The organism is Roseateles sp. P1_C6 (genome assembly GCF_056406315.1).
This window is the reverse complement of the sequence record NZ_JBFUAK010000003.1, coordinates 574,488-588,798: the sequence shown is the minus strand read 5'-3', so window position 1 is coordinate 588,798 and position 14,311 is coordinate 574,488. Positions and strand designations below refer to the sequence as shown.

At 72.8% G+C, this 14,311-nt stretch carries 16 protein-coding genes; 4 read left to right on the top strand and 12 right to left on the bottom strand.

Going from position 1 to position 14,311, the window contains the following annotated elements; genetic code table 11:
* Window positions 1–49 precede the first annotated feature (49 nt).
* From AC1D29_RS08405 to AC1D29_RS08380, 6 genes are all read right to left on the bottom strand, one after another.
* Window positions 50–586: a DUF421 domain-containing protein gene (locus tag AC1D29_RS08405; protein WP_477896082.1), complete on the bottom strand. Its 537-nt coding sequence runs from the start codon at window positions 584–586 to the stop codon at window positions 50–52.
* Window positions 583–1,491 carry a lipocalin family protein gene (locus AC1D29_RS08400; RefSeq protein WP_477896080.1) on the bottom strand — a complete coding sequence of 303 codons (909 nt, stop codon included), beginning with the start codon at window positions 1,489–1,491 and terminating at the stop codon, window positions 583–585. Before AC1D29_RS08400 ends, AC1D29_RS08405 begins: the two co-directional genes overlap by 4 nt.
* Window positions 1,454–1,915, bottom strand: coding sequence for a phage holin family protein (locus tag AC1D29_RS08395; RefSeq protein ID WP_477896078.1), 462 nt, complete (start codon window positions 1,913–1,915; stop codon window positions 1,454–1,456). The genes AC1D29_RS08400 and AC1D29_RS08395 overlap by 38 nt, the downstream gene beginning before the upstream one ends.
* 7 nt (window positions 1,916–1,922) lie before the next feature.
* Window positions 1,923–2,315, bottom strand: coding sequence for a DUF883 family protein (locus tag AC1D29_RS08390; protein WP_477896076.1), 393 nt, complete (start codon window positions 2,313–2,315; stop codon window positions 1,923–1,925).
* Between the two features lie 114 nt (window positions 2,316–2,429).
* On the bottom strand, window positions 2,430–3,413 hold the full coding sequence (locus tag AC1D29_RS08385; RefSeq protein WP_477896074.1) for an SDR family oxidoreductase: 984 nt from the start codon (window positions 3,411–3,413) through the stop codon (window positions 2,430–2,432).
* A gap of 3 nt (window positions 3,414–3,416) precedes the next feature.
* The gene (locus tag AC1D29_RS08380) at window positions 3,417–3,914 is read right to left on the bottom strand and encodes a hypothetical protein (protein ID WP_477896072.1); all 498 of its coding nucleotides are present in this window, start codon (window positions 3,912–3,914) and stop codon (window positions 3,417–3,419) included.
* A 108-nt stretch (window positions 3,915–4,022) separates the two neighbouring features.
* On the opposite strand from AC1D29_RS08380, the gene AC1D29_RS08375 reads away from it, so the two are divergent.
* A complete protein-coding gene (locus AC1D29_RS08375) occupies window positions 4,023–4,475 on the top strand; it encodes a response regulator (RefSeq protein WP_477896071.1) in 453 nt (150 codons plus the stop codon).
* Here the strand turns inward: AC1D29_RS08375 and AC1D29_RS08370 are convergent.
* Both AC1D29_RS08370 and AC1D29_RS08365 read right to left on the bottom strand, forming a co-directional pair.
* Window positions 4,456–5,625 carry a zinc-binding metallopeptidase family protein gene (locus AC1D29_RS08370; RefSeq protein ID WP_477896069.1) on the bottom strand — a complete coding sequence of 390 codons (1,170 nt, stop codon included), beginning with the start codon at window positions 5,623–5,625 and terminating at the stop codon, window positions 4,456–4,458. The two genes, AC1D29_RS08375 and AC1D29_RS08370, sit on opposite strands and share 20 nt — an antisense overlap.
* Window positions 5,626–5,649: 24 nt before the next feature.
* Complete coding sequence (locus AC1D29_RS08365; protein WP_477896067.1) at window positions 5,650–6,807, bottom strand: glycosyltransferase; 1,158 nt, start codon at window positions 6,805–6,807, stop codon at window positions 5,650–5,652.
* Window positions 6,808–6,995: 188 nt separating this feature from the next.
* Here AC1D29_RS08365 and AC1D29_RS08360 point away from each other — a divergent pair, with 188 nt between their 5' ends.
* On the top strand, window positions 6,996–7,658 hold the full coding sequence (locus AC1D29_RS08360; RefSeq protein WP_477896065.1) for a D-glycero-alpha-D-manno-heptose-1,7-bisphosphate 7-phosphatase: 663 nt from the start codon (window positions 6,996–6,998) through the stop codon (window positions 7,656–7,658).
* Here the strand turns inward: AC1D29_RS08360 and AC1D29_RS08355 are convergent.
* Entirely contained in the window at window positions 7,633–8,712 is a 1,080-nt protein-coding gene (locus tag AC1D29_RS08355; RefSeq protein WP_477896063.1) for a DNA topoisomerase IB, read from the bottom strand. The two genes, AC1D29_RS08360 and AC1D29_RS08355, sit on opposite strands and share 26 nt — an antisense overlap.
* Window positions 8,713–8,788: 76 nt before the next feature.
* Between AC1D29_RS08355 and AC1D29_RS08350 the strand changes: the two genes are divergently transcribed.
* Complete coding sequence (locus AC1D29_RS08350; protein WP_477896061.1) at window positions 8,789–10,024, top strand: glycosyltransferase; 1,236 nt, start codon at window positions 8,789–8,791, stop codon at window positions 10,022–10,024.
* Here AC1D29_RS08350 and AC1D29_RS08345 read toward each other — a convergent pair whose 3' ends face one another.
* Window positions 10,025–10,612 (bottom strand): hypothetical protein, encoded by a 588-nt coding sequence (locus AC1D29_RS08345; protein ID WP_477896059.1) that lies wholly within the window; start codon window positions 10,610–10,612, stop codon window positions 10,025–10,027.
* Window positions 10,613–10,707: 95 nt separating this feature from the next.
* Window positions 10,708–12,165 (bottom strand): sigma-54-dependent transcriptional regulator, encoded by a 1,458-nt coding sequence (locus tag AC1D29_RS08340; protein ID WP_477896057.1) that lies wholly within the window; start codon window positions 12,163–12,165, stop codon window positions 10,708–10,710.
* A 517-nt stretch (window positions 12,166–12,682) separates the two neighbouring features.
* On the opposite strand from AC1D29_RS08340, the gene AC1D29_RS08335 reads away from it, so the two are divergent.
* Window positions 12,683–14,101, top strand: a complete 1,419-nt coding sequence (locus AC1D29_RS08335) for a phospholipase D-like domain-containing protein (protein ID WP_477896055.1) — start codon at window positions 12,683–12,685, stop codon at window positions 14,099–14,101.
* A 4-nt stretch (window positions 14,102–14,105) separates the two neighbouring features.
* Here AC1D29_RS08335 and AC1D29_RS08330 read toward each other — a convergent pair whose 3' ends face one another.
* A complete protein-coding gene (locus tag AC1D29_RS08330) occupies window positions 14,106–14,306 on the bottom strand; it encodes a DUF3606 domain-containing protein (RefSeq protein ID WP_477896053.1) in 201 nt (66 codons plus the stop codon).
* Window positions 14,307–14,311 lie beyond the last annotated feature (5 nt).

Genomic DNA, 14,311 nt, shown 5'->3' with positions numbered 1-14,311 from the left:
ACGTCCCCGCCCCGCTGCTGCGGCAAGGCATGTGCCCTGCCGCCCGGCATCAGCCCAGCGGCGTGCGGCGCGGGCCGTCGTCGTCGGCGCCGCTCGCCTCGCGGATGACGCTGATGCCGCCATCGGGCTCCATGCGCGCGATCTTCACGTCGGCCAGCTTGTCGATGCCGTGGGCACGCAGGCTGGCCATCAGCTCGGGCACGGTCACCATCTCGTGGCGCAGGTTGCGACCGATCAGGTGGCCGCGGCGCACCAGCACCACCGGCGGCGGCTCGACGAAGCGGCGCACGCGGTGGGAGCGGTAGCTGGCCCAGTCCAGCAGCCAGTTCCAGCCGACCAGCGTGGCCACCAGGACGCAGCCCTCGGCCACCGTCGTGTAGCCGCCGGCCATCGCGTTCTGCGACGCATCGGCGATCAGCACCAGCAGCAGGATGTCGGCGATGGCGATGGAGCCGGTGTCTCGCCGCAGCACGAAGCGGAACAGCAGGAACAGGAACCAGTACATGACGCTGCCGCGCAGCACCAGCTCCAGCGGCGACATCTCGAAGTGCAGCAGCTGGGCGATGTCGGGCAGCAGCCCGTTCACGAGCCGCCGCTGAAGCGCAGCCGCTCCACCGCGAAGCCGCGGTCGCGGGCGATCTGCACCAGCGCCTGCTGGCGATCGGCGGCCAGCTGCGGCCGGCGCGACCACAGCCACAGCAGGTCGCGCGACGGGCTGCCGATCAGCGCCTCGTCATAGCCGGCGTCCACATGCAGCACGGCCAGCTCACTCCAGGCCCAGGGCAGGCTGTGCAGCACGGCCGGCCAATGGCTCACGCGCAGCCGCGCGCCCTGGCTGCCCGGCACAGCCTGCACGAACGCCTGGCGGCCGTGCGTGCCGCGGCGGTCGATGCGGCGCTGCAGCAGCTCGTAGTCGCCTTCAGCGCGCGGCAGCAGGCCCAGCTCGGGCGGTTGCAGCGTCTCGGTTTCCAGCGGCGCCGGCAGCTCGCCGACCATGAACCAGCGCCCAGCCAGGCGCGCCAGGTCCACCTCGGCCGCCGTTGCCAGCGGCACCGCGGGCCGGCGGCCGGCCAGCAGGTGCTCCAGCAGCGGCAGGCCCAGCGTCACGAAGCTGGTGGCGGCCGCGGGGCTGACGCGGGCGCGCCAGCGGTCGGGCACCATGGGCCAGGCCAGCGCGAGCAGGTGCACCAGCGGCAGCTTGCTGAACGCGGCGGCACCGGCCGCGAGCGGCGCCGCACCAGCGGGCGGTGCAGCAGGGCGGCGGCGCAGCGACAGCAGCGCCATCACGCCGACGAGCACGCCCACCGCGGGCGGCAGCAGCCGCTTGGGCTGCAGCTTGTCGCCGATCTGCGCACTGAGGCCCGTCACGCGGTGACGCAGCTGCGCCTCGCGCGCGATCAGGCGCTGCTCGACGAGCAGGATGCGCGCGTCGAGGTCGCCCGGCGCGTCGGCGTCAATGAGCGACAGGCTGGCCTGCGACGGTGGGGTCATCGGATGGGTCCTCGGGAGAAGAAGTGGGCGGCGCCGCCATCAGATGACGGCGCGTGGCCGACAGCCGCAGCTTGGGCAGCAGCCCGCGCACGCGCTGCAGCGCCAGCACGATGACGATGCCGTTGATCGCGATGGCCAGCACCAGCGCCCAGGGCAGCTGAAGCCCCAGGCCCACCATGATGCCGATCAGCGCGGCCCACAGCAGCAGCCAGACCGTCACGCCCAGCACGGCCACGGCCACCAGCAGCGCGGCGATCTCGATGAGGGACTGCGTGGCGCGCTGCAACTCCAGCGACAGCAGCTCGACGCGGTCGCTGACGAGGCCCGGCAATTCGCGCCAGAGGTCCTTGAGTTGATGCAGCAGCGGTGCCGGCCCCGGGCTTGCGCCGGGGCCGGGCGGGTCGGTCGCGTGGGCGTCGGCCAAGGCGGTCTCAGCGCGCCAGACGGGCCACCAGCACGCCGACGGCCAGGGCCGTGATGACGGCGGTCAGCGGGTTGTCGCGCACGGTGCTGCGCAGGCTTTCGGCCCACTCGTCACCCAGCTCGCGGGCGTCCTGGGCGCGCTGGCTGATCGCCTCGCTCGCGGCGGTCACGCCGTCCTGCACGCGCTGCACGGCCGGGCCGGCGCTGCCCGCCAGGCGGTCGATGGTCTGGTGGGCCCCCTGCACGACGCGGTTCAGCACGTCGTGGCCAACGGCAGCGCCCTTCTCGACGGCGGAGTCGGCCTTGTTCGCGACATCAGTGATGACGGCCGCGGCGGGCGCCGGTGTGGCGGGCGACGCGGACGAGGTGGGGAAAGGCGAGTTGGCAGTGGTGGTGGTCATGATGGTCCTTGAACAACAAAACAAAAGGGAAAAGCGACTGACCTGCCCTGCATGGCAAGCGGGGTGCCATGACCGCGCGGGGGCCGAGGCGGCAAACCTTGCCGCAGGCCTTGCTCAGATCGCGCCAACGCTGCCGGTCACCGGCAGCACGATGCCGGTGATGTAGCCCGCGCACACCGGCGACGCCAGGAAGACATAGGCGGGCGACAACTCCTCGGGCTGCGCCGCGCGCTTCATGTCGGTGTTCTGGCCGAACTCGGCGACCTTGTCGGCCGGCGCGTCGGCCGGGTTCAGCGGCGTCCAAACCGGCCCCGGCGCCACCGCGTTGACGCGGATGCCGCGCTGGATCAGGTTGCTGGCCAGCGATTTGGTCAGCGCGTGGATGGCGCCCTTGGTGGCCGAGTAGTCCAGCAAATGGGCGCTGCCGCGCAGGCCCGTCACCGAGCCGGTGTTGATGATGGACGCGCCCGGCTTCAGGTGCGGCAGCGCGGCGCGCGCCATGCGCAGGTAGCCGCCGATGTTGGTGTCCAGCGTCTCGTGCAGGCGCTCGTCGTCCAGGTCTTCCAGCGACGCCGCATGCTCCTGGAAGGCGGCGTTGTTGACCAGCACGTCCAGCCTGCCGAAGCGCGCGATGACCTGGGCCACGGCGCTGTCGCACCAGGCGCGGCTCTTCACGTCGCCCTGCAGCAGCAGGCACTGGCGGCCTTCGGCCTCGACGCAGCGGCAGGTCTCCTCGGCATCCTCGGTGGACGAGTGGAAGGCCACGGCCACGTCGGCGCCCTCGCGCGCGAACAGCACCGCCACCGCACGGCCGATGCCGGAGTCGGCGCCGGTGATCAGAGCAACGAAGTCCTGCAGCTTGGCGCTGCCGCGGTAGTTGGGCGCCATGAAGCGCGGCGCCAGCGCCAGGTCGGCCTCGCGGCCAGGTTTTTCCAGGTGCTGGGCGGGCAGTTCCACCGGCTGGGGCCGGGCCCCTGCCTGCACGGCGACGCCGTCGTCCCCGTCGTCATCCCCGTTGGAAGCCTGCTGCGCGTCGGCCTGGTCCTGGCGCTGCTGGATGCGCCGCTGCGTCTTCAGCGTCTCGTCGTCACCGCGCATGGCTCAGCCCACCACCTTCTTCAGCCCGGCGGCCTCGCTTTCCTTGCCGGACGGCGTCTGCGCGTCCAGGCCGCGGTCGGGCGACTCGGCCACCTGCGGCACGTCGCCGGGGCGGTCGATCAGCTCTTCGATGATGAAGTGGCCGTAATGCTGGGCGCGCTCGGCGCCCCGGGCCTGGGCCGCGCGGGCCACCTGCGCGGCCTGCGCGTCGTTGCCGACCGCCACCACCAGCCAGTGGTAACCGCGCTCGGCCAGCGTGCGGTGCGCCAGCACCAGGTTCATCTCCTGGCCCACGGCCGCGATGGGGCTGGCGTTGGCAATGTCCGCGTCGATCTGCCTGAGCATCTCGCGGTCGGTGTAGCGGCGCACGGCGCCGTCCTTCAGGCCCAGGTCGGCCAGGTCTGCCGCGGCGCGGTCGGCCGCGTCGGCCGTCGGCAACGAGATGACCACGTGGCCGACGGGCTTGAAGACGCCGAAGCTGGTGTGTTCTGGGTTGGACATGCGGGCCTCTTGCTCAAGTGGAGGAACAGCCGCCACGGGCAAGTGCGGTGCCCAGGCCGCGGGCACGGCGATTGCCTTAACCCTCCATCTATCTGGACTGGAGCCGTGATGTCACCCGTTGTCCGCCGACCGGTTCTCTATGTCGAGGATCACCCGATCAATGCGCTGCTGATGGCCGCGATCTTTGAACGCCGGCCCCAACTTGAGCTGGTGATCGCTGCCAGCGGGCAGGAGGCGCTGCAAATGGCCGAGGGCCTGCAGCCGGCCTTGCTGCTGCTGGACCTGGGCCTGCCCGACTGCCATGGCAGCCAGCTGCTGGGGCGACTGCGCGCGCTGCCCGGTTGCCGCACGCCCGCGGCCATCGCCGTGACGGCGGACGTCACCTTCGACATCGCCGGCAGCGGCTTCCTGGAACTCTGGACCAAGCCGCTGCATGTCGAGCAGGTGCTGGCACGGCTGGACGCGCTGATCGGCGCCCCCGCCACGCCGCAGCCTCAGCTGCTGCGCGAGCTGCTGTCCATGCCGGCCGCGGCCGCGATGCTCACGCCGCGCTGGCGCTGAGTCCCGCAGCCGGCGCCGCGCGGCGCACGGCAGGCGCGCCGGCGTCGCGGATGACGCAATGCACCAGGTACAGCTTGCGCACGGCCGGCACCGACAGCACGAAGGGATAGAAGTCCGCCACGCCCATGCTGCGCGACAACTCGTTGAGCACGCCCGTCAGCTCCATCCAGCTGTTGATCAGCGGCAGGAAGCGCCCGGCCTCGGCGTCGCCCGCCGTGTCGGCCAGCAGCTCGGCACCGAAACGTTCATAGCTCAGCTCGACGCGCTCGCCGTCCAGCCCGAAGCTGCGCGCCGTGTCCAGCGTGTCGACCAGATGCAGGTAGTGCGCCCAGGTCTCGGCCCAGTCCTCCCACGGGTGGGCGCTGGCGTAGGCGCTGACGAAGTGGCGGCCCCAGTCGGGCGGCGGGCCGGCGTTGTAGTGGCGCTCCAGCGCGGCGCCGTAGTCCTGGCGCTCGTCGCCGAACAGGGCGCGGCAGCGCTCCAGCCAAGCCGGTGACGGCTCGACCAGGCGCTGCCAGTAATAGTGACCGGTCTCGTGGCGCAAATGACCGAGCAGCGTGCGGTAGGGCTCGCCGAGGCTGCCACGGCGCTGCTCGCGGCGCGCATCGTCGGCCTCCGAGGCATCCAGCGTGATGACGCCGTCGGCATGGCCGGTGATGACCGCCGGCCCCTCTGGCGGGCTCAGCAGCAGGTCGAAGGCCAGACCCAGCTCGGCATCCTCCAGCTTGGAGCGCACCGGCAGCTTCAGTCCGATCAGCGACGAGACCAGGCGGCGTTTCGCCAGTTCGATGCGGTTCCACCACAGGCCGCCCTCGGCATGCGACAGGTCGGGCAGCGTGCGCGTCAGCCGGCAGCAGCGGCACAGCGTGAAGCCGGCTCTCACCTCGGCCGCCGCCAGCAGCCAGTTGCAGCCGGTCACCGTGTCCAGGTTGGCGCAGCGGGCATAGCGCGGTGCCGAGCGGGCCGCGCCGACGCGACGCCAGCCGCCCTCGCCGGCCGCCTCCAGCGGCAGCAGCATGCCGCGCTCGGCGGCATAACCCAGCGGTCGATGGCAGGCCAGGCATTCGCTGTTGCGGAAGAACACCGGCCGCCCGCAGGCACAGCTGAAGGCCCGCGGCGTGGTCGGGCGAGGAACGGGGAGCGGGCTCATGGCGGCGCGCACGACCGGCCGGCGTCAGGCCGGCACCGCATGGCGCGGCGGCACGCGGCCGGCGGCGGCCAGCGGTGTCAGCTGCTGCTCGAAACGGCGCAGCACGCCGGCCCAGTCGGCCTGCGCCGCGGCCTGTCGCGCCGCGCTACGCAACAGGCTGCCCGGCGCAGCGGCGTCCACGGCGCGCGTGGCGGCTTCCAGGAAGGCATCGGCGGCGCCCAGGCCCTCGCGCGGCGGCGCCAGGCAGCCGTTGATGCCGTCGCGCACATGCTGACCGGCCGTGCCGGTGTCGAAGGCCGCCACGGCGAGGCCGCTGGCCAGCGCCTCCAGCGTCATGTCACCCAAGCCGTCGTCCAGGCTGGGCGCCAGCAGCACATCGGCACTGGCGCAATGCCGTGCCAGCTCCGCGCCGGCCTGCATGCCGACGAAGCGCACGGCCGGGTGGGCGCGCTCCAGCCGGACGCGCAGCGGGCCATCGCCCACCACGACCATGCGCAGCCCGGGCCGGCGCGCACTCAGCCGCTCGAAGGTGTGCAGCGCCAGGCCGACGCCCTGCCCGGGCGCCAGCCAGCCCACGTGCAGCAGCACGCGGCAGTCGTCCGCGGCGCGCCAGTCGTGGCGCAGCCCGGGGTCGCGCCGGTCGGGCGAGAAGCGCAGCGTGTCGACGCCGCGGCCCAGCACCTGCAGGCGCTCGAAGCCCTGTGCCGCGAGCCGGCGCGCCAGTTCGGGCGTGGGTACGAAGTTGCCGTCCGCCATCGCGTGCAGCCGGCGCAGATAGGGCAGCAGCAGCGGCTCGAACCGGCCCAGCGCGGTGAGCACGCCGGGACGGAAATCGGCGCTGGTCGGGATGCCTTCGGCGCGCGCGGCGCTCAGTGCTGCCCAGCCCAGCGGCCCCGGCGTGGCCGCGTGCACCAGCTCGGGCCTGGCGCCGTCGCGGTGCCACAGCGCGCGCAGCGTGCGCACGCTGGCCCAGCCCAGGCGCAGCCCGGGGTGCAGCGGCACGGGCCCGCCGCTGCAGCGCCACTCGTCGGCCGTGCAACAAGCGTCCTCGCCCGGTTGGCGGGGGCGGATCAGCTGCACCGCATGGCCGGCGCCGCGCAGGTGGCGCAGCGTGCGGCGCGCTGTCAGCGACACGCCGTTGATCTCGGGCGGAAAGGTCTCGGTGATGTAGGCGATGCGCACGGGCAGGGTCCGGTGGCGATGGCAAGCCGCCTCTTGGGCAAGCCCCATGCCCGGCGCCCGGCATGGCACTTGCTGCATCCAAGGTTCCCGCTGGCCTTCACACCCTCCCCCACCCATGACGAAGCCACGAACGCGCCGCCCATGCGCCACCCACGCGCCGGAGCCCGGGTGCTGAGCGGCACACCGCCATGATGCTTTTTGCGGCCGGGCCGCTGCGCTGGCGCCGCACGCCGGTGCAGGCCGACGCACCAATGTCGGCGCAGCCGCCGTCGCCAGGCCGCGCGGCCGTCTTCATCGACAAGGACGGCACGCTGGTCGACAACCTGCCCTGCAACGTGGACCCGGCGCTGCTGCGGCTCAAGCCCGCGGCAGCCGAGGCACTGGCCGGGCTGGCCGCGCGTGGCTTCGCGCTGCTGGTCGTCACGAGCCAGAGCGGGTTGGCACGCGGCTATGTCACGCGCGCGCAGGTCGCGCGGCTGCAGGCGGCGCTGGAGCAGCAGCTGCGCGACGCGGCGGGGGTGGAGTTGCTGGACGTCCTCGTCTGCCCGCATGCGCCCGCGCCCGATGGCCGACCGTCGTGCCTATGCCGCACGCCGGCACCGGGGCTGCTGCTGCGCGCCGCGCGCCGGCACGACATCGCGCTGGCGCGCTCCTGGATGGTGGGCGACACGCTGGACGACGTCGAGGCCGGACACCGCGCCGGCTGCCGTGCACTGCTGCTGGGCACCTCCGACCCGGCTGGCGAGGCCGACGACCGGCCGCGCACGCCGCTGCGCCAGCCCGATGCGCAATGCACCGGCTGGGCCGACGTGGGGCCGCAGCTCGTCATGGCCGAACCTCTGCCGCCGTGAGCGCAGCGCTGCGCGAGCGCAGCAGCGCCATCAGCTGCCGCTCGGCGGCACTCAGCCCCGCATGCGCAGGCGGCGCCCCCACCCAGGGCAGCGCGCGCAAGGCCGCACGCGCCGCGTCGCTGCCCAGAGCCTCGCTCGCGGCCAGCACGCGCGGGTGGATGTAAGCCTTGCGGCAAACCGCGGCGGTGTTGCCCAGGCGCTGGGCGACGGCCGCCACCACCTGCGTCGGCCGGCAGGGCTCGGCGCCCTCCGCACAGGCGGCCAGCGTCAGCTGCAACGCCAGCACGCTGCCATGCCAGGTGCGGAAGTCCTTGGCCGTCACGCGCTCGCCCGCCGCGGCGGCCAGCCAGGCGTTGACGTCGGCCGAATCCACCGCGTGGCTGTCGCCGTTCTCATCCACATATCGGAACAACTCCTGGCCGGGCAGTTCGCGACAGCGCCGCACGAGGCGGGCCACGCGCCGGTCGGTCAGCCGCGCGCGGTGGCGCACGCCGCTCTTGCCGACAAAGGACAGCTCGATGGCATCGCCCTTCACGCCGGCATGGCGGTTGCGCAGCGTCGACAGGCCATAGGAGCCGTTCTCGCGCGCATAGGCAGCGTTGCCGATGCGCAGCCAGGTCGTGTCCAGCAGGCGCACCAGCGCCGCCAGCACGCGCTCGCGCGTGGGCTCGTCCGGCCCGGCCAGTGCCTGCTGCACGCGCCGGCGCAGCCGCGGCAGCGCGGCACCGAAGCGGCGCAGGCCGTCGAACTTGGTCTGGCCCCGGCCAGCGCGCCAGTCGGCGTGATAGCGGTATTGCTTGCGCCCGCGTGCGTCGCGGCCGGTGGCCTGCAGGTGGCTGTCGGCCTGCGGGCTGATCCACACGTCCACCCAGGCCGGCGGGATGGCGAGCTGGCGGATGCGTGCAAGCACCGCTTCGGCGCGCACGCGCCGACCTTGGGCGTCGCGATAGTCGAAACCGCCGGCCGCGCGCGCCGTGCGCCGGATGCCGGGGCGGGCGTCGTTGGCCCAGCGCAGCCCGGCGCGACGGGCGGTGGCAGTCGGTTCCGTGAGCATGAGGACGACAGGCATGCGACGTGCCGGCCGCGCGGCAACCAGCGGGCACGACGCTTGCCACTGCTTACAAATGCGCTTGAACTACACCGTTTCGGGGCAGACCGGCCGCCCCTTGTCGCTGCCGGCCGGGCCCCATCTTCTGGATGTCTCGATGTTCTGGGGCGCCACCGGTGGTGTGCGCCGCGTGCTGGCGGCCAAGCACGACCGGCTGCGGGCCCAGGGCTGGCGGCACACCGTGCTCGCGCCTGGTGCGCAGGGGCCGGGGATGGTCGATTGCGGCGGCCTGCCGCTGCCGCGCAGCGGCGGCTACCGCGTCGTGCTGAACCGCGGCCGCGCGCTGCGCCAGATGGCGTTCATCGCGCCGGACCTGATCGAGTCCGCCGACCCCTACACGCTGGCCTGGGCCGCGCTGGCCGCCGCCGAGCGCCTGCGCGTGCCGTCGGTGGCCTTCTGCCACAGCAACCTGCCGGCGCTGGCGGCTCGGCTGATGGGCGGCGAGCGCGCCGAGGCCACGCGGCTGGGCCGCGGTGCCGAGCAGTGGGCGCGCCGCTACCTCGTCAACCTGTACAGCCACTTCGACCTGGTGCTGGCGCCCAGCAGCGGCCTGGCGCTGCGCCTGCAGTCCTGGGGCGTGAAGCGCGTGGCCGTCCAGCCGCTGGGCGTCGACTGCGCGGTGTTCGCGCCCCGCGCGCATGACGCCGGCTGGCGCGCGCGCCTGTGCCGCGAGCAAGGCCTGGCCCCGGACACGCGGCTGCTGATCTACACGGGGCGCTTCGCCGCCGAGAAGAACCTGCCGCTGCTGGCCGACGCCGTGCGGCTGCTGGGCCCCGGCCATCTGCTGCTGGCCGTGGGCAACGGCCCCATGCCGCCCAGCGGGCCGCAGGTGCTGGTGCTGCCGCCCGAGAACGACAGCGCCCGGCTGGCCCGCATGGTGGCCAGCTGCGACCTCTATGTGCATGCCGGCGACCAGGAGACCTTCGGCCTGGGCGTGCTGGAAGCGATGGCCTGCGGCACGCCGGTCGCGGTGGCCGCCGCCGGTGGCCTGGCCGAGCTGGTGCAGGGCGCCGGCGTGCTGGTGGAGCGGCCGCTGCCACGGCTGTGGGCCGAGGCGCTCAGCGCCAGCCTGCACGGCAACAACACCTTGCCACGCCGCGCCGCGCTGGCACGTGCCCAGCAGCAGGACTGGCCGCGCGTGATGGCGCAGCTGACGCAGCGCTACACCGCCTTGCTCGGCCGCCCCACCGCAGCAGCGGTGCCGGCACCCACAGCCGGCCGGCTGGCGCCGCTGCCGCAGCTGGCCCGCCACCGCTGATCAGCGCGGCGGTGCGCCGCCCGGGTCGCACGCCTCGTCACCGACGCAGCCGTACGGCTCGGCCTGCCAGCGCCGCAGCAGCGCCCGCGTCTCGCGTTCGAGCGTCGACCAGGGCAGCGCGGCGCCATCGGCCTCGCGCAGCATCGTGTCCAGCGCACTGAAGTGCAGGCGTGCCAGGCCTTCCAGCATGGCCACCACCACCGTGCGGTGCAGCGGCGCGGCGCGGTCCAGCAGCGTCGACAGGTCGCGCAACGCGACGACGTCCCGCCTGACCCGGTCCAGCGCCGGCCAGGCGAACGCCCGCCCCTCGCTCAGCGCCGGGTGCAGCAACTGCTCCTCCAGCTTGCACAGCAGCGCCAGCCCCAACTGCAGCCGCCGCAACGCCGAACCGGGGCCACCGTCCTCGCCCAGGCTGAACGGGCGGCTGGTGGCCCGGTCGTAGTCGTCGAAGCGCGCCTGCAGGGCTTGCTGCAGGTCTTGCAGCAGTTGCAGCAAGGGCCGCCGGGCGGCTGACGCACGCCCACGCTGGGGGCGGGTCGGCTGGGTGGCCGGGTCAGCCGCGTCGTGGAACGGGTCGGGACGGCCCATGGCGTTCCTTCAATGAATGTCGGACGCCCGCCTCGGGGCAATCCGCGCGCCGGACCCGGCCAGCGGCGCGCTGCGCGCCGCGTCAGCGCAGCGACTCAGTCGCCGCGTGGCGCCGGGCGATCCGGCGCCGCACCGCTCTCGGCGGCGTACTCCTTCAGCCGGTTGTAGAGCGTCTTCAGGCTGATGCCCAGGGCCGCGGCGGTGCGTTCCTTGTGGTGATTGAAATGACGCAGCGTCGCCAGCATCAAGGCCCGCTCGGCCTCGGCGACGCTGGAGCCTATGGGCAGCGTGATGGAGGGCACGCCCGGCTGCACCGGCGCCACCTCGGCGGCCACGGGCGCCGCGGGCGCCTCCTGCAGGCTGCCGAGCGAACCCCACCCGGACAGCGCGCCGGCCTGGTCGACGCTGGGCAGCCAGGTCGCGTCGATGAGGCTGCCCTGCTCCATCACATAGGCGCGCTGCACGGCGTTGCGCAGCTCGCGCACATTGCCCGGCCACGGGTACTCGACCAGCGCCGCCAGCGCGGCCGGTGCGAACTGGCGCACCACCCCTTCCTGCTCGCTGATGGCGGCCAGGAAATGGTTGGCCAGCAGCGGGATGTCGGCCGCGCGCTCGCGCAGCGGCGGCAGCTCGATCGGAAAAATGTTCAACCGGTACAGCAGGTCTTCGCGCAGCTTGCCGGTGGACACCGCCTGGTAGGGCGAGCGGTTGGTGGCCGCGATGATGCGCACGTCCGTCTCCTGGCTGGTAGTGCTGCCCACGCGCATGAAGCGCCCGGTCTCCAGCACGCGCAGCAGCTTGACCTGCAGCTCCAGCGGCATCTCGGTGATCTCGTCCAGGAACAGCGTGCCGCCGCTGGCGCGCTCGAAGAAGCCCTGGTGCTGGCGTTCCGCGCCGGTGAAGCTGCCCTTCTCGTGGCCGAAGATCTCGCTCTCGATCAGGTTGGGGCTGATGGCGCCGCAGTTGACGGCCAGGAAGGGGCGCTTGCGGCGGCGGCTGAGGTCGTGCACGGTCTGCGCGACGACTTCCTTGCCGGTGCCCGACTCGCCGGTGATGAAGACCGACACGCTGGTGCCGGCCACGCGCGAGATCTGCTGATAGATGCGCTGCATCGGCTCGCTGCGACCCCACAGATGGCCAAAGTGCCCCGACTGCGCCAGGTTGGCGGTCAGGTCCTCGACCTCGGCCTGCAGCGCCGCCGGCTTCATGATGCGCGACAGCACGCCTTGCAGCTGCTTCAGGTTGACCGGCTTGACCAGGTAGTCGGCCGCACCCAGGCGCAGCGCCTGGATGGAGGTCTCCAGGTTGGCGTGGCCGGTGCACAACACCACTTCGGAGTTGGCCACCAGCTTGGGGTCGGCCAGCAGATCCATGCCGTTGCCGTCGGGCAGGCGCAGGTCCAGCAGCAGGATGTCGGGCTGCTGCAACGAGATCTGCCGGCGCGCATCCCGCAGGTTGTGAGCCAGCGCGACCGTGAATTGCTCGCCCGCGATCAGGGCTCGCAATGAAGCGGCCGCGTCATGGTCGTCGTCCACCACCAGGGCATGCGGCATCGGCGTCGTTTCCTTCCAGCTGTTACACGGTTGATGGGGGCAGTTCAAGCCAGATTCTCATCACATTCGCGCCTCGTGGGAGAAATTTGACGAGCCGCTCAGGGATATCGCTGGGGCGTCACGCGGGCGCGTCGATTGCCCCATTTGGCCAGTTCGACTGCCGCGTTAGACGCCCGCGAGGCCATTGTGACGGCCGGCCCGCAAAACTTGCCGAAAGTTCGGCCGCGCAGCCTCCAGTTCCCGTTTGAAAGCCAGGTTGCGCCATGACGTCGACAAAACCGACCGCCCCGCTGCCGCCCCTGCCGGGCGCCCATTCCGACGACGATTCGGTGGCCGGCGAGGAAGACCCCGGCGCCAGCCTGGAAGAGTTGCCGCGCCCGACGCACCCCGAGCCCGTGCCCGCAACGGCGCCTGCATCACCGCACCCTGGACCTGGCAAAAGCTAGGGGGGCGAGCGGGCACAGTGCTTGCCCCTGGCGCTTTGGCAGCCAGGCGCACTGGCAGCATCGAGGGGCTCATGACTCAATCTCGCGGCCGGCGTCGAGCCGGTGTGGTGTGGACGCTGGTGGCCCTTTGGGTTCTCGCCGGCGCGGCGGGCTGTGCCAGCCAACGCGACCGCGTGGTGCAGCCGGTCTCGCCGCGCCAGACCGCTGACCGCGTCACCATGCTCGACCGCAACGGCCCGGTGCCGGCCGCCGCCGAGGCGCGCGACCTCGCCCGCGTGCGCGCCGAGGGCAGTGGCGCGCTGTTCGAACACCATCTCGGCGTGCTGGCCGGCGGCGGCGACACGCAGCTGCTGGGCGGCAACACCGCCCGGCTGCTGATCGACGGGCCCGACACCTTCGCCGCGATGAAGGCGGCCATCTCGGCCTCCCGCCACCGCCTGCTGGTGGAGTTCTACATCGTCGAGGATGAAGGCGTCGCCGCGGAGGTCGGCGAGCTGCTGCTGCGCAAGGCGGCCGAGGGCGTCAGCGTGGCGTTGATGTACGACAGTGTCGGCTCCCTGGGCACCGAGCGCGCCTTCTTCGACAAATTGCGCAGCGGCGGCATTGCGGTCTGCGCGTTCAACCCGATCAACCCGCTGGAACGGCCCGGCCACTGGGGGCTGCTGCAGCGCAACCACCGCAAGGTACTCGTCGCCGACAGCGACGTGGCCTTCACCGGCGGCATCAACCTCAGCAACGTCTACGCCGAAGGCTCATTCAGCAGCGCCGCGCGGCGCCGCCCGCCCGACGATGCCGACAAGCAGGGCTGGCGCGACACGCAGGTGGAGTTGCGCGGGCCGGTGGTGCCGGCGCTGGCCGCAACCTTCCGCGAGTCCTGGGCCCGACAGGGCTGCGAGGGTGCGCTGCCGCCGGGGCCGCCGCCGCGCGTGGTCACGCCGGGCCAGCGGGTTGTGAAGCTGGTGGCGGGCGACCCGGCGAACGGCATCAACCCGACCTACACCGCCTTGCTGCGCGCCATCGATGCGTCACAGCGCAGCGTGCAGCTGACGATGGCCTATTTCGCCCCCGGGCCCGACCTCATCCAGGCCCTGTGCGACGCGGCACGCCGCGGCGTCTCGGTGTCGCTGGTGCTGCCCGGCCGCAGTGACGTGACGCTGGTGCTGCACGCCGCCCGGTCGCGCTACGCGCAGCTGCTGGAGGCCGGCGTGCAGATCCACGAGATGTCGCACGCCGTCATGCATGCGAAGACGGCGGTCATCGACGGCGTGTTCTCCAGCGTCGGCTCCAGCAATCTGGACTGGCGCAGCATCGTCGGCAACAGCGAGACCGACGTCATCGTGCTGGGTGACGACTTCGGCCAGCAGATGCAGACACTGTTCGCCCGCGACATGGCCGCGTCGACGCCCATCGAGGCGGCCCAGTGGGCCAAGCGCGGCATCGGCCGGCGGCTGATGGAAAGTTTTGCGCGCGTCGTCGAACCGCTGCTCTGACGGATCAACTGGCGCCGGCGCTCGCGCCCTGGTTGAGCAGGTGCTCCCGCACCGCCATGGCGTCGCCGCCGACCGCCAGCACGGCCTCGGCCAACTGCGCCGTCGTGATGCCCAAGACCTCGCACCAGCGTGCCGCGCCCACCGCGTCGGCCGGATCAATGGGGTCGGGCAATTCGCCCGGTTCGGCGGTTAGGGACGGGGCCATGAGGC